This is a genomic window from Cryobacterium lyxosi (genome assembly GCF_004403345.1).
GTDB lineage: Bacteria > Actinomycetota > Actinomycetes > Actinomycetales > Microbacteriaceae > Cryobacterium > Cryobacterium lyxosi.
This window is the reverse complement of the sequence record NZ_SOGT01000015.1, coordinates 264,939-285,215: the sequence shown is the minus strand read 5'-3', so window position 1 is coordinate 285,215 and position 20,277 is coordinate 264,939. Positions and strand designations below refer to the sequence as shown.

At 60.7% G+C, this 20,277-nt stretch carries 20 protein-coding genes and 3 pseudogenes; 4 read left to right on the top strand and 19 right to left on the bottom strand.

Annotated elements, in window-relative coordinates:
• The 6 genes and pseudogenes from narI to E3T27_RS14825 all read right to left on the bottom strand — a co-directional run.
• Positions 1-594: pseudogene (gene narI / locus E3T27_RS16795) on the bottom strand (respiratory nitrate reductase subunit gamma); the annotation flags it as partial.
• Between the two features lie 51 nt (positions 595-645).
• Positions 646-945: pseudogene (gene narJ, locus E3T27_RS17085) on the bottom strand (nitrate reductase molybdenum cofactor assembly chaperone); the annotation flags it as partial.
• A 29-nt stretch (positions 946-974) separates the two neighbouring features.
• A pseudogene (locus E3T27_RS16790) lies at positions 975-1,211 on the bottom strand (hypothetical protein); the annotation flags it as partial.
• A gap of 202 nt (positions 1,212-1,413) precedes the next feature.
• Positions 1,414-2,055, bottom strand: a complete 642-nt coding sequence (locus E3T27_RS14835) for an NADPH-dependent F420 reductase (protein WP_134573666.1) — start codon at positions 2,053-2,055, stop codon at positions 1,414-1,416.
• 113 nt (positions 2,056-2,168) lie between these two features.
• Entirely contained in the window at positions 2,169-2,609 is a 441-nt protein-coding gene (locus tag E3T27_RS14830; RefSeq protein WP_158251788.1) for a YybH family protein, read from the bottom strand.
• Positions 2,610-2,622: 13 nt separating this feature from the next.
• Complete coding sequence (locus tag E3T27_RS14825; RefSeq protein WP_134573662.1) at positions 2,623-3,330, bottom strand: SDR family NAD(P)-dependent oxidoreductase; 708 nt, start codon at positions 3,328-3,330, stop codon at positions 2,623-2,625.
• A 172-nt stretch (positions 3,331-3,502) separates the two neighbouring features.
• Between E3T27_RS14825 and E3T27_RS14820 the strand changes: the two genes are divergently transcribed.
• From E3T27_RS14820 to E3T27_RS14810, 3 genes are all read left to right on the top strand, one after another.
• On the top strand, positions 3,503-3,826 hold the full coding sequence (locus E3T27_RS14820; RefSeq protein ID WP_104195578.1) for a putative quinol monooxygenase: 324 nt from the start codon (positions 3,503-3,505) through the stop codon (positions 3,824-3,826).
• A 108-nt stretch (positions 3,827-3,934) separates the two neighbouring features.
• Entirely contained in the window at positions 3,935-4,573 is a 639-nt protein-coding gene (locus E3T27_RS14815; RefSeq protein ID WP_134573660.1) for an MBL fold metallo-hydrolase, read from the top strand.
• A 62-nt stretch (positions 4,574-4,635) separates the two neighbouring features.
• Positions 4,636-5,712 (top strand): hypothetical protein, encoded by a 1,077-nt coding sequence (locus E3T27_RS14810; RefSeq protein WP_134573658.1) that lies wholly within the window; start codon positions 4,636-4,638, stop codon positions 5,710-5,712.
• Positions 5,713-5,745: 33 nt separating this feature from the next.
• On the opposite strand, the gene E3T27_RS14805 is transcribed toward E3T27_RS14810, so the two are convergent.
• From E3T27_RS14805 to E3T27_RS14745, 13 genes are all read right to left on the bottom strand, one after another.
• On the bottom strand, positions 5,746-6,378 hold the full coding sequence (locus E3T27_RS14805; protein WP_166786227.1) for an HAD family hydrolase: 633 nt from the start codon (positions 6,376-6,378) through the stop codon (positions 5,746-5,748).
• A 20-nt stretch (positions 6,379-6,398) separates the two neighbouring features.
• Positions 6,399-7,502 (bottom strand): ABC transporter ATP-binding protein, encoded by a 1,104-nt coding sequence (locus E3T27_RS14800; protein ID WP_134573654.1) that lies wholly within the window; start codon positions 7,500-7,502, stop codon positions 6,399-6,401.
• Positions 7,503-7,506: 4 nt separating this feature from the next.
• A complete protein-coding gene (locus E3T27_RS14795) occupies positions 7,507-8,811 on the bottom strand; it encodes an extracellular solute-binding protein (RefSeq protein ID WP_134573652.1) in 1,305 nt (434 codons plus the stop codon).
• A gap of 87 nt (positions 8,812-8,898) precedes the next feature.
• A complete protein-coding gene (locus E3T27_RS14790; RefSeq protein WP_166786226.1) occupies positions 8,899-9,720 on the bottom strand; it encodes a carbohydrate ABC transporter permease in 822 nt (273 codons plus the stop codon).
• Positions 9,717-10,646, bottom strand: a complete 930-nt coding sequence (locus E3T27_RS14785) for a carbohydrate ABC transporter permease (RefSeq protein ID WP_233200502.1) — start codon at positions 10,644-10,646, stop codon at positions 9,717-9,719. The genes E3T27_RS14790 and E3T27_RS14785 overlap by 4 nt, the downstream gene beginning before the upstream one ends.
• Positions 10,643-12,784: an outer membrane protein assembly factor BamB family protein gene (locus tag E3T27_RS14780; RefSeq protein ID WP_134573650.1), complete on the bottom strand. Its 2,142-nt coding sequence runs from the start codon at positions 12,782-12,784 to the stop codon at positions 10,643-10,645. Before E3T27_RS14780 ends, E3T27_RS14785 begins: the two co-directional genes overlap by 4 nt.
• 83 nt (positions 12,785-12,867) lie before the next feature.
• Positions 12,868-13,755 (bottom strand): MurR/RpiR family transcriptional regulator, encoded by an 888-nt coding sequence (locus E3T27_RS14775; protein WP_104195585.1) that lies wholly within the window; start codon positions 13,753-13,755, stop codon positions 12,868-12,870.
• 351 nt (positions 13,756-14,106) lie between these two features.
• Positions 14,107-14,418 (bottom strand): hypothetical protein, encoded by a 312-nt coding sequence (locus E3T27_RS14770; RefSeq protein ID WP_134573648.1) that lies wholly within the window; start codon positions 14,416-14,418, stop codon positions 14,107-14,109.
• Positions 14,419-14,521: 103 nt separating this feature from the next.
• Complete coding sequence (locus tag E3T27_RS14765; protein WP_134573646.1) at positions 14,522-15,184, bottom strand: DedA family protein; 663 nt, start codon at positions 15,182-15,184, stop codon at positions 14,522-14,524.
• 63 nt (positions 15,185-15,247) lie between these two features.
• Positions 15,248-16,051 (bottom strand): COG4705 family protein, encoded by an 804-nt coding sequence (locus tag E3T27_RS14760; RefSeq protein WP_198416542.1) that lies wholly within the window; start codon positions 16,049-16,051, stop codon positions 15,248-15,250.
• A gap of 142 nt (positions 16,052-16,193) precedes the next feature.
• Positions 16,194-17,201: a sensor histidine kinase gene (locus E3T27_RS14755; RefSeq protein ID WP_134573642.1), complete on the bottom strand. Its 1,008-nt coding sequence runs from the start codon at positions 17,199-17,201 to the stop codon at positions 16,194-16,196.
• Complete coding sequence (locus E3T27_RS14750; protein ID WP_134573641.1) at positions 17,198-17,872, bottom strand: response regulator transcription factor; 675 nt, start codon at positions 17,870-17,872, stop codon at positions 17,198-17,200. The genes E3T27_RS14755 and E3T27_RS14750 overlap by 4 nt, the downstream gene beginning before the upstream one ends.
• Positions 17,856-18,569, bottom strand: coding sequence for a phosphatase PAP2 family protein (locus E3T27_RS14745; RefSeq protein WP_166786225.1), 714 nt, complete (start codon positions 18,567-18,569; stop codon positions 17,856-17,858). The genes E3T27_RS14750 and E3T27_RS14745 overlap by 17 nt, the downstream gene beginning before the upstream one ends.
• Before the next feature lie 270 nt (positions 18,570-18,839).
• Here E3T27_RS14745 and E3T27_RS14740 point away from each other — a divergent pair, with 270 nt between their 5' ends.
• Positions 18,840-20,267 carry an amidase gene (locus tag E3T27_RS14740; RefSeq protein WP_134573637.1) on the top strand — a complete coding sequence of 476 codons (1,428 nt, stop codon included), beginning with the start codon at positions 18,840-18,842 and terminating at the stop codon, positions 20,265-20,267.
• Positions 20,268-20,277 lie beyond the last annotated feature (10 nt).

Genomic DNA, 20,277 nt, shown 5'->3' with positions numbered 1-20,277 from the left:
CTATTTTTTGTCGCGTGCTCGGTCTTCGGTTCCAATCGCTGCCCAGCCGCGTCGGATTGGTCTGATCGCGCCGGGTACCTGGTCGCGGGTGCGGTAGACGATATACGGCCGAAACAGATAGTGCAGGGGCGCGGTGAAGGCGTGCACCAGACGAGTGAACGGCCAAATGGTGAACAGAAGCATGCCGACGAGCGTATGGATGTGGAATGAGAACGGGGCTGCGGCCATCGCTGCGATGTCAGGCTGAAGGATGAAAAGCGAGCGGAACCAGGGCGCAACGGTCTCCCGATAATTATGTCCGTGGGCGCCCTCGAACACGCTCGCCAAGGTGGTCCAGAGGCCGAGTACGATCGCGGCGGCCAGTACGACATACATGACCTTGTCGTTGCGGGTTGTCGCCATAAATACCGGGCCGGTCTTGCGCCGGCGATAGATCAAGATCAAAATGCCACCGAGCGTGCCGACCCCGGCGACCCCGCCGACAAGGAGGGCGTTGAGATGGTAGAAATCCTGGCTCATGCCCACCGAGAGCGTCCAGGTCATCGGGATCACCAGACCGAAGAAATGCCCGGCAATCACCGCGAGCAGGGCGAGCCTCAGCAGCTCGAGGCTCGGTCGGTACTGCCGAAGCAGCGCCCGACCGGCGACGGGGTCGGCGATCGCCGCAAACTCGAGCACGAGCGGCAGAAAGTCGGGAAGTTCGCCGTGGGTGTTCGTCAGAAAATCGGTCTGTCGGTACACCTTTTTGAATGCGGCGAGCGCGTCTCCGCGGCGGCGGGTGTCACCGTCGGTCCAGTAGGACAGATAAAGCGGATGGTGTTTGCTGAGGTCAAAGGTCTCTACGTAGCGCCGCTGCAGAGTGCCGAGGTCGGTTTTTGACAGGTAACCGAGGAAGCCCTCGAATTTCGCCGCCTTACGGCCCTGCTCGGCGAGCGCGGCGCGCATGAGCGGCACCCGCTCCAGCAGCTGGGCATCGGGACGACCGAGGGGTAGTCCGTCTGCTGGGCTTCCCAGGTGATGATGCCGTCGCGTACGTAGACTTTCCACGAGCAGGACCCCGTGCAATTCACCCCATGGGTGGACCGAACCACCTTGTCGTGGCTCCACCGGTCACGGTAGAACACGTCGCCCTTACGGCCGCCTTCGCGAAATACCGCCCGGCCGTCATCTGTCTGTTCCCACCGAGTGAAGAAACGGCCAAGCGACAGCATTGCATCCGACGCTTTTCCGTCCAACCCGGCAGGCAAAGGTCCAGCTGCCATGACGACAGCCTAAATCGGTGTTTCGCCAAGCGCTAGCACTACTTTGGTTGTTCGCAAAATTGACCGCACCAGACGGGTCACGTTCGAACTTCTTCGACACTCGGGGGCAAACCGCCGACGGTCACCTGCTGAGGGTGACCGTCGGCGAACGTCATACCGTGCGCGGTGCCTTCGTCAGGTTCGCCTCGAGCTCTGCAACTGTCTGACGGATGCCATAGGCCGGACGGTCGCGCTCGACACGCCAGCTCTCGACGAGAGGGCCGATGTTCACTGTGTCGAAGCCGAATTCATCGTAGAGCTTGGCGACGAAGTCGGAGGCGTCGATGAAGTCGGAGGACGTGGCCAGCGCGCGCCGGGCTGGGTCGCCGGTCGGGTGCGAGTCGGCGGTGATGTCCGCGGCCGTAATGTGATTGAACCCTTTCGCTACGCGCGAAGTGGGTAAGTGCTTTTGCAGCATGCCGGTCACGGTCGTTTCGCCGTTATCGAGGGCTGCGATATGTCCGTCGCGTTCGAAGTAATAGTTATTGGTGTCAATCACGATCTTGCCGGCGAGCTGCTGAACGGGCACATCCGCGTAAGCCTTGAGCGGCACCGTCACAATCGCGACGTTGGCGGCCTCAGCGGCCTGCGCCGCGGTTCCGGCACTCGCTTTCGGGCCCAGCTCGGCAACGAGCTCGGCGAGGGTCTCCGGACCTCGGGAATTGCTGATCACGACGTCGTAACCATTTTCGATCGCCTTGCGAGCGACCTGGCTGCCAATGTTTCCTGCACCGATGATTCCAATAGTTGTCATGATGGCGACAACGAGGGCGGGGCCGAAAATGTTCCCGACGCTTCCAACGCCGGCAAATCCGCGACACGAGCATCGCCATGCTTCTTGATGGCATCCGCTACGACGAGTCGCTGCTATTCGACCTGTGAAACGTGGTAATGGCTGATGAGCCAGGAGGCATCGACGTATTCCAGCACAGCCGTCAGGTGAACGGGAATGACGACGCCGTCGGGACGGGTGAAGTCGACGTCGATATAGGAGATCAGCGTTGAGTCGGAGAGTTGGCGGTGTTCCAGGATTCGAAACGAGGGACTGAGGCCCACAGGCTGCCTATCGTAATAGGCGATCACACCGAGCCTGCCAATCGAATGCGTCGGCGCGACGCCCTGGAATAGAGCATTTTCGGTGAAGTGGGACGCGACACGTTCCGGGTCATGTTCACGGATTCCGTTCGCCCACGCATCCAAGACTTCCGTCACGATGCGAACTCGGGCGATGCTATCAAGCGCGATCATCGGTTTCTCTCCTGTTCGTTTTTCATTAGTCGAAGACGAGACGGCCAGCGCAGTCTGCACGTCGAATGCTGACTCAGCTTCCGGCGCTTTGTCCGCCGTCGATATGTAGGATCTCGCCCGTGACGAACGGGGCTTGTTCCAGGTAGAGGACGCCATGGGTGACATCATCGATCGTGCCGATGCGTCCGACCGGGTGCCAGCCTGCGAGAGTTCCGTGCGTTTCTTCCGGGTGCATGGGGGTGTGGATGACTCCCAGAGAAACGGCGTTCACGCGGATACCGCGGCCGGCGTACTCGATCGCCAGGGACTTCGTGACGGAAGACAGTCCGCCCTTGGTCAACGAGGCGAGAGCCGACGGAGCGCTTGAGTTCGCGAATTCAACAAGCGTCGTTGTCACGTTCACCACGTGGCCCGCTCCCTGTTCGACCATCTGCGCGATGGTCTTCTGCGTAATGTGGAAAAATCCCCCGAGGTTCACCTGAAGAATGTTGTTGTAGTCCTCCTGGGTGTACTCGGTGAATGGCTTACCGATAAAAATTCCAGCGTTGTTTACGAGCGTGTCGATCCGGCCGAACTGCTCCATCGCAGTGCTGATGACCCTCCCGGCCACAGCGGGGTCCGAAATATCTCCGGGTACCGTAATGACGTCCGAGTGTTCGGACGCCGTGATGGAGCGCGAATTAGCGACGACGGCATAGCCGAGCTCGCGGAATGTGGACACCAGACCCGCTCCGATGCCTTGGGAGCCCCCCGTGATGATGGCTACTTTACGAGTTTTCATGGTCACAATTTCTCAGCGGTAATCGGTCTAGATCGTCCGATTCGATTTTAGTCGACAGGTGCTTCGGTGATCCGCTCGGAACCGACCGCCGCCTACACTGGAACAACTCACCATCGGGTTTTCAGGAAGCGCCGCCACTCGACGGGACGTGACCGAGGAAAGGGACCATTTCATGATTTTCATCGTTGCCAAGTTCACTGTGAAACCAGAGTGGAGTGATCGTTGGATGGACCTGACACGCGACTTCACCGAGGCCACACGCCAGGAACCAGGCAACCTGTGGTTCGATTGGTCTCGCAGTGTCGACGATCCTCACCAGTTCGTGCTCGTCGAGGCATTCCAAGATGATGCCGCAGGATCTCACGTCAACAGCACTCACTTTTCGGCGGCCATGAAGGCTATGCCTCAAGCGCTCGTGAAGACTCCAGAGATCATCAGCGAGCGTATCGATGCTGAAGGTTGGGGCCAAATGGGAGAAATGACGGTACCCGAGTAGCTAACGGACGGGTTATCGCGGAGTTGGTCGACGTGACTCCCCCACGATCTACCGCTAACCCCGCGACGCAGCCGTACGAGACCCGCAACCGGTTATAGGAACAGGACTATGCACGATCTCACCGCCCTCACGGTTCGCAGCATCTCAGTATCCGAGATGAGCAACAACGTTTACGTACTCACCTCGAAATCCACCGGCGCGCAGGTCTTGATCGACGCTGCGGACGATGCACCCGCCATCTGCACCCTTCTCGAAGATGCACAAAAAGACACGGGTGCCATCGCCCGGCTGGCCCTCATAATCACCACACACTCGCACTGGGACCATGTGCGGGCGCTGGGCGAGGTCAGGGAGCTGACGAAAGCGCCGGCTGCAGCGGGTCTCGACGACATCGCGGACATTACTGTGCCCACAGACATACCCTTGCACCATGGGGACGTCCAGTCCACCAATGGCATTGACCTCGAAGTAATTCACCTGCGCGGACACACCCCCGGGTCGATTGCCCTGCTCTACCGCGACCCGCATGGTCCCGCACATCTGTTCACGGGCGATTCGCTCTTCCCCGGCGGACTGGGGAACACCAACGGTGATGCCCAGCGTTTCTCGTCGTTGTACAACGACGTCGTCACCCGAATCTTCGACTACCTCCCGGACGACACACTGGTGCACCCGGGCCATGGAGCAGGCACAACGCTCGGAGCTGAGCGGAGCAAACTCTCCGAGTGGAAACAACGCGGCTGGTGACAGCGGTAGCCGCCTGATGCATCCCCGGAGTACACGGCCGACCATCGGGATACTCTCAGGTCATGAAAAAATCGTGGACCTCGGATGACTCACGGAAAATGACAGAGGCGTCGAGACTGAACGAGACAAACGCACCTCTGAGCCAGGCGCAACTCAAGATTGCACTGGAATACCGCGATGTCCTGAAAAAGACATACCTCTTTCTCCGGTTCGGCATTGTCGGAACGGTTGTCGCGATACTCCTCGCGGTTTTCTTTTTCACCCCTGACGACTACCTCGTGCACGATGGGCAGACACTTCCCTCGATCAGCCACTACTACTACACGCCCGCACGCATCGTGTTCACCGGAGCACTGTGCGCGGCCTCGCTTGCGCTTCTCGCCATCGCGGGGAAAGGCGTGCAAAGCTACCTGCTCAACCTCGCGGCCCTTCTCGCGCCGCTGATCGCGATCATCCCGACACCTGTCTTGCCCAGTGAGGTTGGTCCAGCTGCACAGCTTGCGAACTGCCCCAGCACAATTGACTGCATTCCCGCCGACCAGCTTCCGTATGTAGCAACGGGATTTCACATTTGGCTGATAATTTCGATTGCCGTGATAATAGTTGCACTGGGATGGAACGTATGGCATCACATCAACAAGTCTCGCCGCGTACCGGAGGCCTTTCGGGTGATCCTCGCACTCGGTTTCGCTGTCTGGATCTTGTACTTCGCGCTCTGGAATGTGCCGGGTCAGGATCTGTTTCGGCAATACGGACATGTCGCCGCGGCGGGTGTCTTTTTCATCCTCATCGCAACTGTGACCGTTATCGAAGCGTGGCGCCAGTGGGCGGACCGCGACGATCAGTCGGAGCCACCTCCACCAGCTTTTTTCCACCGGAGAATGTACTCGGGCATCTACCTTGCCCTCGGTGTGATCATGTTCCTCGATATCATCGCTGGGACTCTGATTCTGACAAAATTTATTCGGCCTGAAGATTGGCAAATAGGCAACTCGGTGTTCATCGTCGAAGTAGTCGCTCTCGCAGCCTTCGCGGTATTCTGGCTCGTACAGACGGCCGAGCACTTCAAAGACTCCAACGGATGGGAGTCCCTCTCTGAAGCACGACGACGGGGCCGCGCGCTGAGGCAGGCACGGTAGCGGGATAGGGCCCGCCACGCACTTATGCCGAAGTTACTCGCGTCCGCAGTCGGTGTGCGCAACGAGGGCCATGATTTCGCCCAGCGACCCGACGATATGTGCAGCACCGGCTTTACGCAGCACTTGTTCAGAGGAATAACCGCCCGAAACGCCAATAGGTATGTACTCTGCCGCGGAAGCAGCGACCATGTCATACTCCGTGTCGCCGATATAAAATGCGTGCGTGCGACGAGCTCGATGGAGGACCAGTTGCGCCACCTTGTCTGCGACCTCGGCATCGACGACGTCTAAGACTGGCAGCACAGACAACGATCTCTGGTCAAACTGCACTGCCGTAGCGGAAGCGGCGGATACGACGCCCAACCAAGCCCCCGCCTCTGACAGCGCCAGGAGAGCAGCATTAGTACCCGCGCGAAGACGCGTGGTCGTCTGGGTCATGTGGTGGTTCCACTCGGCTTCAGCGACGGCGAGGTCGAGTGAATGCACGCCGAGATCGCGGAACATATTCTTCATGGGCAGCCGAAATTTTCTAGAGAACTCATCTGTGTCGAGCGCTCCCAGGTCTCGCGCCTCGAGTACTGAATTCAACGACGCGCGGGCACGATCGGCGTCAAGCACGACCGTGCCATTCCAGTCAAACATGACCATGGTGTCGGTTAACTCCATTGTGTTTACGGTTGCGTCCATTACACGAGGACCGATTGACGCAGGGTGACCCCGACCGACTCTGCCGATCCAACGCGACGTCCGGTCTCTTGAGAGTAAGCGTGCACGAGGCTCGGAGCGCAGTGCACCGTGACCCGTGCGCCCGGGTTGGGAGTGTCTTCGACCTCGCAGCGAAAAGTAACGGCATGACCGGAGTCGCTAACCAACCGTACGATTCGATCTTTCCCTGTCGGTTCGACCAGACCGACAACTCCGGTGATCGCCCACGTGCTGGAACTATCCGAGGGGGTCGTCAGTGTGAGGTGTTCTGCACGGACGCCGAGAGTGAGTGCGCCCGAAGCCTGGGCAGCAGAATGCAGTCCAAAAGCAGACGCGCCCGTCACCTCGTCGATTTTCAGAAGGTTCATCGGCGGCGATCCGATGAATGAGGCCACGAAGAGTGTCTGCGGCACAGCATAGAGCTCATCGGGTGTGCCCAGCTGTTCGATCTGTCCGAGGTTGATGACCGCGATCCGATCGGCCATCGCCATGGCATCGAGCTGATCATGAGTGACGTTGATGCCGGTGGCACCAACGGAACGCAGAATGCTCGCAATTTCCAGACGAAGTACGGCATGGAGCTGCGCGTCCAGGCCGGAAAGTGGCTCGTCGAGCAGCACGATTCCGCTTTGTCTCGCCAGCGCTCTAGCGAGAGCGATGCGCTGGCGCTGACCACCGGACATTTCTTTTGGTTTCCTGTCCAGGAGATGTTTGACCTGCATCCTGTCAGCCACATCGTTGGCCCGAGCATGAGCAACCTGTTTGTTGAGTCCCAGGCCATGACGCAGGCCGAGCGTGATGTTCTCCAGAGATGAGAGGTGCGGATAGAGAGCGAAATGCTGGAACACGATAGCGGCGTCTCGTTTATGCGGAGGAATTCCATTCTGAGCAACGCCATTGAACTCGACTGTTCCTTCGTCAGGGTCCTCCAGCCCGGCGATGATGTGCAATAACGTGGATTTGCCCGACCCTGACGGCCCGAGGATGGCGAAGTTCTCGCCATCCTCGATGGTCAGGTCGATCCCGTCGAGGGCTTTCACCTCGGCAAAGGATTTGTGAATTCCAAGAATCTTGACCGCGGTCATGTTGTTACTCGCTCACAATCTGGTTGATGTTCGTGACAGTCTCGTTCACCGTTTCCGTGGCGTCGGCACCCGACTGGAGCTTCTGCGTCATCAGTCGCACAATGTCAAAAATCTCCATGGTGTCCTTTCCGGCGAACCCACCCCACGGTGTAAGCGGCTTATCGTAGCTCCACGCGTAGGTCAACTGCTTCGTCGCGGCGTCGCTGGCAAGGAGCGCGTCTCCCGCTTCCGTGTCGACTGGAATATAGCTGTACGACGTGCCGCTGGCGGCGGAGACGGCCTCCGGAGAGAGAAGCTCGGCGATCAAGGCATTCGAATACGCTGCACGGCAGGCGTCTTCGCTGAGGACGATCCAGCCGTTGCCACCGGCGGGCAGGGCGCCTTCTTCCCCACCAACGCTGGGCAAATCGACAGGCATCCAGTCGAATGCGTCGCCGATGCCCTCCTGAATTGTGGCAATAGTTGAGGTCGTATAGATCAGGAATGCCGCATTGCCTCCGATGAACTGGGCGATGGCGTCCTGATTGTTCACTACGCCAAGTTCAAGATCCTTGTTCTTAAGTGTGGGCCAAATGGAGAGCGCCTCGATAGCCTTCTCGGAGCCAAAGCCCGCGGTACCATCGGAGTTGACGTACGTTTCTCCCGAACCCTGGATCAAGGCTTGGCTAAACCATTCCGGAAGGCCATCGGTTGGAATGCTCACCGACGGCTGCCCCGTATCGGCGGTTACTTTTTCGGCGGCGGCGACGAGATCGTCGAGAGTTTTAATGTCTTTCGCTTCGCCCGCATCGGCAGAGTCCAGCGCGTCCTGATTGACAAGCAAGACCGTAGCGGAGATCTGGTTTGTCGCCAAATAGACCGTGCCATCGACCGTGCCAGCGCCAAGAAACTGGGTCTTGTAGGTCGGTCGCAACACCGACGTGTCGATTGGTGACGGAGAGTAGGTATCAACCCAGAATTGCAGCTGGCCCAGTCCTGTCATGATGAGATCGGGACGATTACCCACCGCGATGTCAGCCACAATTGTTTGAGTGAGTTCGTTGTAGTTAGACGTCGACGGCGGCGTAGCGTTGATGGTGAGGTCAGGATAAGTCTTCTGCAGATTCGCGACGGCAATAGCCATGGCCTCATTAGCCATCTGCCCATAAGTGACAGTGATGGTATTTTCTGCGGGGTTGCAATCGGCGATGTTGGCTGCCGCAGCGATGGAGGCTGCGGGAACCGAGACCCCGGATGCCGCACATCCTGACAACAGGATAGAGCCGGCGGCAAGAGCACCGAGTGAGAGAGAAAGTCGTTTGGTCACCATAACAAGAACTCCTATATGTATGAACTGCAGTTCGGAACTTCGGGAAAATCGCGGGAAGAATAATGCAGACCCTGATCTAGCGCGTGGTTATCCTGGAATCTCCGCTCCGCTCATGCCTTGAACGAACCGCTTCTGCGCGATGAGAAAGAGAACGATCACAGGTGCGGTCACGATTGCGGCACCTGCTGCGAGTGCGGAGTAGTCGAACCCCGCATCAGCTTGTTGAAAGAGTGCAAGGGCGAGGGGCGGGGTGGCAAGGTCGGGGCTGCGGGCAATGAGGAGCGGCCACATGTAGTCGTTCCAGTGCGTGAAGACGGAGAAGACGCTGAAGGCGGCGATACCGGGTGCAGCCATGGGAACGACCACGTTTCGGAGAGTTCGGAAGTGCCCTAGTCCGTCGGTGCGTGCCGCGTCCATGAGGGAATCGGGAATGGCCATCATCTGCTGTCGGAGGAGAAAGATCCCGAACGCGCTGGTCATATAGGGCAAAACGAGTCCGGGGAGAGAGTCTGCCAGGCCGATGCTGTTGATTCCGATGAAGATGGGAATCAAACTGACCTGCCCAGGGACGAGTAAACAGCCGATAACGATCGCCAGGGCGACGCCTTTTCCGCGCATGCGAACTTTGGCGAGCACATAAGCGGCGGGAATGCAGGTGATGAGCTGGAGCGCCAGGATTGACAGTGTCATGACAGAACCGATGAGAATCGCTTGGCCAAGATTGGCTTCTGTCCAGGCTCGGGCGAAATTCGACCAATCAAAGCTCGCAGGGATGAGCGAGATGCCGTTAAAGAACACCCCGTCGGCGGGAGAAACGGCGGTCCGCAGCATCCAGTAAAAGGGAAAGAGCGACACCAGAACGGCCAGGGTAATCACCAGCCATCGTCCGGCTCGCAACACGTGAATCATTTGTGACCTCCTGCGAGTACGCGACGTTGGATGAGGCCGATGCCTACGAGCACGACAAGTAGCAGGAAGGACAGCGCGGACGCTGCCCCGAGATCGAAGTAGCCAAAACCAAGTTTCCAGGTCATGGTGAGAATCGTTTCGCTGGCCCCCTGCGGACCACCCTGCGTCATGACATTGACGGTGTCGAAAACCTGTATCGAGCCAAGTACGGCAACGACCGTGGCGAAGACTACGGTCGGTTTCATTATGGGCAGCGTGATGCGGGTGAGTTTTGTCCAGCCACGGATGCCCTCGGCCCTGGTGGCCTCGTGGATGGTGCCAGGGACGGTGGCCAGCCCAGCGAAGAAGATCATCATGCTAAACGATGCGCTCCGCCACACGCCAACCATGGCCAAGGTCAGCAGCGATGTACTCGTGTCGCCGAGCCAGTTGACCGCCCCAAATCCGGCGAACCCCAGCACTTGGTTGATGAACCCGCCCTGGAATGCAAAGAGCCAACGAAACACGACCGCCATGGCCACGAGGTTGGCCGTCATCGGCAAAAACAATGCGGTTCGCACGAACGCGCGCCCTCGCACCACAGAATTCGCAAGCAGTGCCAGGCACAGACCAATCCCAAGGCTGGGCACGATCGTGATCACGGAATACACGATGGTGTTTCCGATGGCCTGCAGTACGGCAGCATCGGTTAGAACATGTTCGTAGTTGGCCAGGCCCACCCAGGTCCACGCGCCGCCGGTCAGCGGCACAGAGAAAAAACTCGCCGCGAGCGACAACACGGCCGGAACGATCACAAAGGTACCGATACCGATTCCGGCTGGCAGAAGAAATAGTGCGGGAACAAGATTCGTACGTGAACGCCGCAACGGCTGTGCAGGGAGGCGAACAGCGATGACAAGTTTCTCGTCGTGCATGAGAGTCGTCATGACGCAATGTCCTTTGACAAAGCAAGCACGTTGCCATCGACGCCAACGGCAATGAGCCGGTCACCCGCGTCCACGAGACCTGCGGCGATCGGTGACGCGAGTTGGGTCTGCCCGATCAGCTTGCCTTCAAGGTCGATCCGCCGCACTATGCCGTCAAGTCCGGGCAGTACCAGGTGCTGCTCGAGCAGGATTGGTGCTGCGATAACGGGGTGCGGGATTTTTGTATAGGACGCCATCGGGAAAGGGGCGGAACCTGCAATCGGCAGGTCCCATAACGTGTCGCCAGTTTCGCGCTCGAGCAGCCGCAGCCCATGCCCCGTGACCGTAATGATGTATCCCGCATCCGTGATGACCGGCGTAGTTGGACTGAATCCGCCCTGGTGCGGCTGCGTCCACATCGTTGCGCCTGTGGCCCGATTCACGCGCGCGGTGCTGCCAAACGCCGGCATGAGTACCGCGTCAGTGTGTGGATCGTAGCTGGCCGTGCCCATGATGAGCATCCGCTTCAGCGCAAGGAAGGGATCTGTGCCGTCCCAGCCGGCCCGGTTCCACACTGACTCGCCCGTTTGAGCGTTCAGACCAATTGGATGCTCGGGCGTGGGCCAGAATCCCATGACCAACAGATCATCGATCAGCAGCGGGGCTGAGTGGTTCACGAGGTTGTGATGCGGCGAAAGGTCGGTGCGACGCCAGATTATTTCTCCGGTGCGGATGTCCACGGCTCGCAAGTCGGACTGGTCGCCGAGGTAGACCACTCCGTTGGCAACCGTTGGGCTGCCCCAGGCGAACCGGCGAAGCGGATCGCCTGATTTCAAGGTCCAGATGACCTCTCCGGTGGTGCGATCAAATCCGGTCAGGTCGCCGCTCACTTCAGCAGCCACGACGACGTTCAGAGTGGCGGCAGGCGTCGTCTTCACTGCCGAAGCAGTGTGTGCTTGCCAGACCAGCGCTCCGGTGGCTAGATCGAAGGCCTCCACTGTCCCCGCCGCACGATCCTCGATCTGGCCGCCAGCGAGAACGAGGTCGCCGTCAACGGATGCACGCTGCCGATGGCCAGCGCCACCGAGTTCGGCCCGCCATAGCACGGCCGAATTGTCAGACCGTGTGCTCGTTGCCGCAAAAGTAGACGTAGCAACATCGCCGAGGACGTCGGGGACGGGAACGGTCAGCAGCGTCTGCGTCTTTAACGTGATGTTCTCGCCGTCCCAGGTGACAAGACGGTAGGCCGGCGGACTGTAGTCGAGGCTTGCGAAGAACGTGGTGGGGCTGTTTACGTGCAGCGTACCGTCAACCTCGACGACTCTCGACGTGTGCCAGTGGCCCGAAAAGGTTGCCTTGGGCAACCACGGCAGCTGCTCGATGATGGAGAAATTCGGCTGGTCATGGAACAGTAAAATCCATGGGCTGCCCTCTGGCCGAAGCTGAAGGTCTGCCCGCACCCAGTCGTTCTGCGCCTCGTGGTCAATACCGAGCTCATGGGTGTGCCAATCGAGTGTGACCACATGCAGCCCCGCGACATCGAAGCTATACCAACGTGGCCCGAAGTAGCGTTCATACAGCTCGGGCGTTCCATCATTGGTGAGATAGTTGTTGCGGCTGATGATGGCGCCGTGGCGCCCGTTCATATGGTCGTGGTTTCCGGGAATGAGGTGCACGGGCACCGGGCTCGACGTCAGCACGTCAACGTACGCTTCGTATTCCTCAGTAACGCCGTGGTCGACGAGGTCACCCGTAACGAAGATACTCTGCGCGTTCGGGGCGTACTCCGGTAGCCGGGTGAGGAAATCACGGACTTGGCCGGGAAGGCTTCCTTCGCGGTAGAGGCCTGAGTGAGTGTCATCCACTTCCGTCGCGTCCTGCGGAACCGTCATATGAGTGTCCGTGAGGTGCACAAACTCGTACGGAAGAGACTGCGGCATCGACAGGAGTTCGAAACGAATCTGGGTTTCGTGGTTTGCCGGAACCGGGTGCCACCACGGTGTCGCGGTATGGCCCGTTGGCCGGGTGATGACGACGAAGGAGCCTTCATCGGGCAGGGCGAACAGGCCGGAGGCGTCGGTCTGGGTAACGTGATGGCCATTGGTAACGGCAATGCCCTCGGCCGGTTGGCCCGAGCTGTAGACGACAATTCCGTGCACGGTAGATCCTTTACATATTGTGATTTGGGCTGTTCCGGCTTCGGGCCGAGTTGGCAGGTAAGGCTCTCCAAGATTCGACGGAGCTATATACGGTGCTCGATCAGCACATCCTCGGTCATGGCCAAGTGTGCTGAGCTGGTACTGCTGCGAAGTGCCAGGGTGACAAAGAGAGCGTCCAGCACGGCGAAGTGCACGATACGACTCGACATCGACTCAACGCGGTAAGCAGTTTCGGCACTCCCCGCAACAAGGCTGAGGTCTGCCACCTCAGTCAAAGGGGAATGCGAGAAGCTGGTCAGGGCGACGGTAGTCGCGCCTGAAAGTTTCGCTGCGCGGGTGGTGGCGAGTGTTTCGAAGGTCGAGCCTGTGTGGCTGATGGCAAAGAAAACGTCACCGATCCGAAGCATCCGTGCGCTGACATGCTGAGTGTGCACGTCGAGGGCAAATGTAGCGTCAATGCCGATCTGGGTGAGGCGATAGGCAGTGTCCACTGCCAGCGGCGCAGACGTACCAACCGCTCCGAAGAGAACACGGCGGGCGCCAACTATCTGCTCGGCGATCGCTTCGAGCACGCTCAGATCGAGAGTCTGCGCGGCCTGGCCAACTGCTCTGGCAGTTGTGTCCATGACCTTGAGCGTGATTTCGGCGACCCCATCACCCGGCTGGATTTCGCCGAGAACGCGACGTTCGCTCGGTATCGACTCGCTGGCGAGCGTGATTTTGAGTTCCTGAAAGCCGCGCAGCCCCAGAGTCGCGCAGAATCGTATGACCGTCGCGGGGCTGGTGTCGGCGCTCGCGGCCAGCTCACTTACCGATAGGTGGATGACGCCAAAAGGGTCCCGCAGGACCGCATCAGCCACGCGCCGCTCGGCTGGGCTGAAATCGATCAGTCTGGCGCGGATACGTTCCGGCGTGTGGATGGACCCCGGATTGAACGATGTTGCCAGCGCGGGAATTGTTGTTTCGGTCATAACTGCGACGTTAGGGAGGCGGTGTGAACGCGCCTCGCCCCCAAGGTGAACTCTGAACGTTAATTTCTAATACTGCAGACGAATGAAAGTTGATTTCGGTGAGCGCTGACCGGCGTTCGGCTTACGGTAAATGCTCTTCGGAGGGCCTTGCGTTTCCTAGAGCGTCAGGCCCCGCCGCTCTTCCAGATTTCGAACGGCGACCACGTGCCGAGGGCGCCGTGCAGGATAGGTGACCGCACGGTCAACCGTCTGCACGTCATTGATCTCCGCCGTACCGAGCGTGTCACTCACGCGTGCAGCCGGCAGCGCGGATAGATGCGACCGCCGCAGGGACAGGAGAGCCCTGAAGCGTCATCCATGGGCCGCGAGCGCAGCTTCGATTTGTTGCTGGGTTGGAGATCCGGCCGGGCCGTTCGGTGTGTGGTAGATGCGGCAGGCGAGGTCGGTGGTGCGGCCATCCGTTGGGAAGAGATCAACACCGTCGACGAGGATCGTCGGTGATCCAGCGAACGGGACCTGTGCGGCCGTTTCGGCAGAATCGACCACGGTGGATGTGATCAGTGTGTTCGAGGGCATCGCGTTGTCGACGGCGCGCTGCAGCCGAACGAGGGTCAGCTCCGAGTTCGGGCAACCGGCAATGTGGAGCAGCTCAATTGTCGCCATGGTTTTTCCTTCTCTATACAGGGCCACCGAAATCCGTAGCGCCTCTTCGCCCAATTCTGTCATCGCGCGCTCCGACCGCGCAGTGCCCCGCGCACCTCGGCGGTCACACTCGAGAATTCTGACGATGTGTGACGACGGCCCTGATGACAACGGGCACCACGGAGAGCACGACGATTCCGATCAGCACGAGATCGATGTAGCGTGCGGCAAAATCGGCGACGCCCGGAATATGAGCCAGCCCAAACCCCAGGAGCACAACCCCGGTCGTCCACAGCGCAGCGCCGACGATATTGAACATCGTGAACACCCGCCTGGGCATCTTGCCCACGCCGGCGGCGACGGGAGCAAAAGTACGAACGACGGGCACGAAGCGGGCGATCGTGACGGCCGCCGGCCCGAACCGCTCAAAGAATTCCTGCGTTCGCGTCACACTTTTGCGGCTGAACAGGCCGGAATCGCGGCGGTCGAAGATGCGCCGGCCCGTCGTGCGGCCGATGGTGTAACCGAGCTGGTCGCCCATCGCGGCCGACAGCGCAATCGCCGGGATGACGACCCAGAGCGGCTGGCTGATCACCCCGCTGAAGGTGAGCACGCCGGTGAAGAACAGCAGGGTGTCGCCGGGCAGGAAGAACCCGACGAGTAAGCCGGTCTCCACGAACACGATCGCGCAGACCACGACGAGGCCCCAGACGCCGGCGCTGGCGATCACCGACTGCGGATCCAGCAATCCGGAGGTGGGCAGCGCGGTAACGGTCATAGAGTTCATGCTGCAAGGACTTTCTTTGAATCATCTGAAGACAGGCCGAGCATCCGCTGCCGCACGCGTTGATTAGATCGTGGCCGTCAGACGTGGATCCGTGGCGCGGGCACGGCGGGTGAGCACGATCACCAGGACGAGGATCACGGCCAGAAAGAGCACGCTGGTTCCCGTGGTCCCCAACCCCAGCCCTCCGTCGGCGACGGGCTGGGAGAGGAGATCGCCGGTGGATGCGCCCAGCGGGCGGGTCAGGATGTAGGCGATCCAGAAGGCGAGCACGGCGTTGAGGTGGAAGACGAAGTACGCCACGGCAACCACGGCGATGGCGGCGGCGAAGACGATCAGCGCCACGAGGAAGCCCAGATTGAGTCCCTCGGCGACGAGATCGCCCGCCGCGGTGCCCAAGGCAAACGTGAACAGTACGGCCAACCAGTAGAACGTCTCTCGCCGCGTCGTGAAGATGGAATGAATGGAAAGGGTCTTCTCTGAAATGATCCAGACGGTGAAGGTTACGGCCAGCCCGATGGAGAAGACGACCGTCGTCACCCACAGGGGCACGCCGAGGCTGTCGGTGAGGTTATCGGTGATCAGAGTACCGACGACGCTGATGAGCACCACCGCCAGCCAATAGACAGCCGGAGTGTAGGTGTGCAATCTGAACTGCACGACCAGCGCGGCAACCAACAGAACCGCCATGATCACCGAAGTGATCGACAGGCCCAACCCGAGGTCCACGTTGAGAAAGTCTGCGGCGGTCTCCCCCACAGTGGTCGCGAGCACTTTGATCACCCAAAAAATGAGCGTCACCTCGGGCACCTTGGTCAGGAGATGCCGTACGGGCGAAACGGTCGAGGAGAGCGTTGAGGTCGTGGACAAGTGTTCCTCCTTGGATAGAGCGGTAACACCAGCGAACACGGCGGCGTCTAAGACTTCTCACAGAAATCAACAATCGTTGCCGGAGATCTACAAATTCATAGTCTTTCGCTCGACCAACGACTGGTATCGGCCACGGCGATGATCAGGCCGACTTCGCTCGCGGAACGGTCAGGCAGATTGCTGTGCCCGCGGCAGTGCTATCGACGACGTGTACTGATCCGCCGTAGCGCACGACAATTTCGCGCACGAGGGACAGGCCAATTCCAAACCCGGTGCGGGACTCGTCGCCGCCAGCTTCCGGCGGGGCGGAGTGGGCAAACCGATCGAAAATTCGGGCAGGGTCGATGCCGTGGATACCAGGACCTTGATCGCGCACGGTGACCGCCACCGTCTTCTTGGTCACGGCCACGCTAACCGTGATGGCCGAGTCGCGAGGAGCGAACCGCACAGCGTTATCCAGCAGGGCCACCACGCACCGGGTGATGCTGGATGCTGGCACCCGCACGGGCGCGGGCTGCGGAGCATTCAGTTCAATGGTGACGCGTTTGTCAACGGCAATGAGCGCCATCGACTGCGCTGCGGCAGCCACGGCCGCGACCAGATCGACGACGACGGCGTGCTGCACCGCGGCACCGCCGATTTCGGCCGATTCGAGCAGGTCGTTCACGATGTGAATGAGGTCCTTCGCATCACTGCGCAGCTCCGCGACGACCGAGGAAGACGGGTCGTTGGCGGGCAGGGTGCGTTGCAGAATCTGCAGGCGGGCATCGAGCACCGCGAGCGGGGTGCGGAGTTCGTGGCTCGCGTCGGCGACAAACGCCCGCTGGATACGCAGCACCTCGCCCAGGGGTTGCACAGCCCGATGAGTGACCTGCCAACTCAACACACCGGCCAGAACGATCAAGGCCACACCCAACACTGCAGCCGCGCGTAGCAGTTTGACGGCGCTGACCTGCAAGTTGTCGGTGTCGGTCACCGGTTCAAACAGCTCACCGGGTGAGATTTCGGACAGGATGTAGACGAACACGGCAACGATGACCACCACCACGACGACAGCGCACGCGATGGCGATTCGAGTACCGACGACCCGGGAGGCCCGACGGATGGCGAGGGCATCGCTGTCCACGACGAAACGCTTACTGCGATTCATGGTTCTCCCAGGCGGTAGCCCTCGCCGCGCACCGTGAGGACAATTTCAGGGTCTGTCTTGCGCCGGAGGTAATGCACGTACGTGTCCACCATTCCGGCGGTGTCCGAAGCGCTGAAGGCGGCCTGCAGGATTTGCTGCCGGGAGAACGTGCGCTGCGGGGCATCCGCTAAAAGTTTGAGCAGCTCGTTCTCTTTGACCGTCAACAGAATGCGCCCGTCGTACGGGGAATAGATCGTGCGACTGTCCGGGAAATACTCCCACTCACCGACCAGCAACGTGCGGCCTTCGCCGGTGAATACCCGACGAATGGCTCGCAACCGGGCGAAAAGCTCATCGAATTCGAACGGCTTGACCAGGTAGTCGTTGGCGCCGATGTCGAGCCCGGCCACTTTGTCGAAGGTGGTCCCCAGCGCCGTCAGAAGCAGGATGGGGGTGGTAATCAGCTTGCGGCGGAGGGCTTCAACGATTTTCAGCCCGTCCAGCCCCGGAAGACGCCGGTCGATGACCATCACCTCGTACTCCCCGGCAAGGCCGGCGGCCAGGCCGTGCGCACCGTCGGCGACGAGGGTGACGTCGTAGATTTCCGTGAGCACTTTCTTGATCATCGGACCGAGTTGGGGATCGTCATCGATCAGGAGCAGGCGGGTGCGCGTCTCACTCTCTGCGGCCATCCGTGATTCCTCCGTAAACGGATCCGGCGTGGAGGTCGGATCGACGTTCGGACCAGTGTGACAGTGAAAGCCGCCAGACCGCGTTCACCAGCGCCACGGCAGCGACCGAGTACACGATCGACGCCGCCACATCAGACGGATAGTGCACCCCCACATACACTCGGGACGCTGCCGCGGCGAGCACCACGATTGCAGCCGCTCCCATCACAAACGGATGCCGCCGGTGACCGGCCGTGACGATGACGATGCCAACGAGGAAGCAGGCGGCCAAGCTGGTGTGACCGCTCGGATAGCTGAGTCCGCCCGGTTCGAGCAGCAAGATGTGCGGGAGTGACGGGATATCGGGCCTGGCCCGGTGCACGAGCAACTTGATCACGTCGGCGCCCACGGTCGGAATCAGCACCACCAGCAGGAAGTGGATCGCCGCCCCGGGTCGCCGGGTTGCGACCAGCACCGACAGGGCTGCCAGCAGAACAAGAGCCGCTCCCACGGCCGGGCTGAACAGCCAGTCAAGACCGAGGGCCACCGCGTCGAGTGGCGCGGTGTGGACCGCATTCACGTGCCGGAGTACATCCATCTCCACGGCCGTCCACCCCGCCGACACACCCAGCACCAGCCCGCTGATGATGACAGCGAGGATGACTGCGGCTGCGGGAATAGCGGTCCGGGCGAACCGGCGGTGTGGTCGGAGATTCATGCTCATCCTCTAGAGTCACCCCTGGCGTCACAGGACCTTCTAAGAATCGTTCCTGCCGGACTTTTTTCGTCTGAGCGCCTAGACGAGATATAGCAGCGGGTGTTCCACACCTGACCCGGCCCACCCCGTGATGACGAAATCGGTCAAAAACGTGGCTATCTCCGCCTAATCGGTCGTATTCACGGACTTCCGTTCACTATTTCGGCTGCCGACTACGAGACTTCTACGCACCCGGGATATCCGGTCTACCGGCCAGGCAGGGGATAAACCGTGAGCGACCAGATTACCGAGCTGTCAGCATCCGCGCTTGCTCTGGCCATTCGCCGACGCGAGATCTCGGCCAACGAAGCCCTTGACGCGCACCTCGCCCAGATCGACCGGGTCAACCCTCGCATCAACGCCATCGTCACCCAGGACCGTGAGGCGGCCCGTCACCTCGCGGTGGCCGCCGACGCCCGCACCCTGAGCAGTGATGATCTGCCTCCACTGCACGGCGTTCCGATGACGCATAAGGACACTCATTCCACCGCGGGCCTGCGCACGACCTTCGGGTCACCGCTGTTCGCCGACCACGTTCCCGACCACGACGATCTGATTATCGAACGGTTCAAGGCCGCTGGCGTCGTCACCACCGGTAAATCCAACGTGCCGGAGTTCGCTGCCGGGTCACACACCTTCAACGAGGTTTTCGGAACGACCACCAACCCGTACGACCCGTCGCTCAGCGCGGGCGGCAGTAGCGGAGGGGCCGCCGCCGCTCTGGCCGCGCGCATCCAGTCCATAAGCGACGGCAGCGACATGGGCGGCTCGCTACGCATTCCCGCCTCCTTCTGCAATGTGGTGGGATTTCGGCCGTCGCTCGGGGTGATCCCCCTGCAGCCGAGCCTCAACGCCTGGAGCTGGCTCTCTCGCAGCGGTCCGCTGGCCCGGGAGGTTACCGACATTGCCCTGGCTATGTCAGTGCTTGCCGGGCCAGACGCCGACACACCGTACCCCAACCCGGTGCCGGCACGCCGGTTTCTGGAGCCGCTGCAGCGCGATCTCACCGGGCTCGTCATCGGCTGGTCCGACGATTTCGGTCTGGGCATTCCGGTTGAGAAAGAGGTTTTGCGCGTGCTGCACCAGAAGCTGCAGGTGTTCGAAGACCTCGGCGCGACGGTGGAGCAGGCCGCCCCTGACCTGCGTGACGCCGACGAGGTGTTCAGCACAGTGCGCGCGTTCGACTTTGCCCTGTCCTATGGCGATCTCGTGGCTTGGCATAGCGACAAAATCAAACCCGAGGTGCGCTGGAATGTCGAGCGCGGCCTTGCTCTGAACGGAGCCGACGTCGTCTCGGCCGCGCTGGCCCGCACCCGGTTGGCGCAGAAGACCCGCGTCTTCTTCGCCCGCTACGACGTCTTCGCGAGTCCGGCTGCCCAGCTGCTTCCCTTCGATGCCGCCCTGCGGTATCCGACCGAGATCGACGGCGTGCCCTTTGACAACTACCTCGAGTGGATGCGCTCCGCCTGCGTCGTTTCTGCGACCGGGCTTCCCGCGCTTTGCGTACCAGCGGGCTTCAGCGAGTCCGGCCTGCCGGTCGGATTGCAGCTGGTCATGGACCACGGGCAGGACGTCGAACTTCTGCGGGTGGGCTACTGCTTCGAACAGGCCACGCGGTATGCGTGGCAGGCTCCCGATCTGTGCCACACCGGTAGCTGAGATGCGTCGG

Bases quoted from the DNA above. Each gene is read 5' to 3' on its own strand.
- E3T27_RS14815 (WP_134573660.1), top strand. From the start codon at position 3,935: ATGCACGATCTCACCGCCCTCACGGTTCGCAGCATCTCAGTATCCGAG.
- E3T27_RS14800 (WP_134573654.1), bottom strand. From the start codon at position 7,502: ATGACCGCGGTCAAGATTCTTGGAATTCACAAATCCTTTGCCGAGGTG.
- E3T27_RS14790 (WP_166786226.1), bottom strand. From the start codon at position 9,720: ATGATTCACGTGTTGCGAGCCGGACGATGGCTGGTGATTACCCTGGCC.
- E3T27_RS14755 (WP_134573642.1), bottom strand. From the start codon at position 17,201: ATGAATCGCAGTAAGCGTTTCGTCGTGGACAGCGATGCCCTCGCCATC.
- E3T27_RS14745 (WP_166786225.1), bottom strand. From the start codon at position 18,569: ATGAATCTCCGACCACACCGCCGGTTCGCCCGGACCGCTATTCCCGCA.
- E3T27_RS14805 (WP_166786227.1), bottom strand. From the start codon at position 6,378: ATGGAGTTAACCGACACCATGGTCATGTTTGACTGGAATGGCACGGTC.
- E3T27_RS14775 (WP_104195585.1), bottom strand. From the start codon at position 13,755: ATGACCGAAACAACAATTCCCGCGCTGGCAACATCGTTCAATCCGGGG.
- E3T27_RS14795 (WP_134573652.1), bottom strand. From the start codon at position 8,811: ATGGTGACCAAACGACTTTCTCTCTCACTCGGTGCTCTTGCCGCCGGC.
- E3T27_RS14810 (WP_134573658.1), top strand. From the start codon at position 4,636: ATGAAAAAATCGTGGACCTCGGATGACTCACGGAAAATGACAGAGGCG.
- E3T27_RS14820 (WP_104195578.1), top strand. From the start codon at position 3,503: ATGATTTTCATCGTTGCCAAGTTCACTGTGAAACCAGAGTGGAGTGAT.
- E3T27_RS14765 (WP_134573646.1), bottom strand. From the start codon at position 15,184: ATGAACTCTATGACCGTTACCGCGCTGCCCACCTCCGGATTGCTGGAT.
- E3T27_RS14825 (WP_134573662.1), bottom strand. From the start codon at position 3,330: ATGAAAACTCGTAAAGTAGCCATCATCACGGGGGGCTCCCAAGGCATC.
- E3T27_RS14770 (WP_134573648.1), bottom strand. From the start codon at position 14,418: ATGGCGACAATTGAGCTGCTCCACATTGCCGGTTGCCCGAACTCGGAG.
- E3T27_RS14750 (WP_134573641.1), bottom strand. From the start codon at position 17,872: ATGGCCGCAGAGAGTGAGACGCGCACCCGCCTGCTCCTGATCGATGAC.
- E3T27_RS14785 (WP_233200502.1), bottom strand. From the start codon at position 10,646: ATGACGACTCTCATGCACGACGAGAAACTTGTCATCGCTGTTCGCCTC.
- E3T27_RS14835 (WP_134573666.1), bottom strand. From the start codon at position 2,055: ATGACAACTATTGGAATCATCGGTGCAGGAAACATTGGCAGCCAGGTC.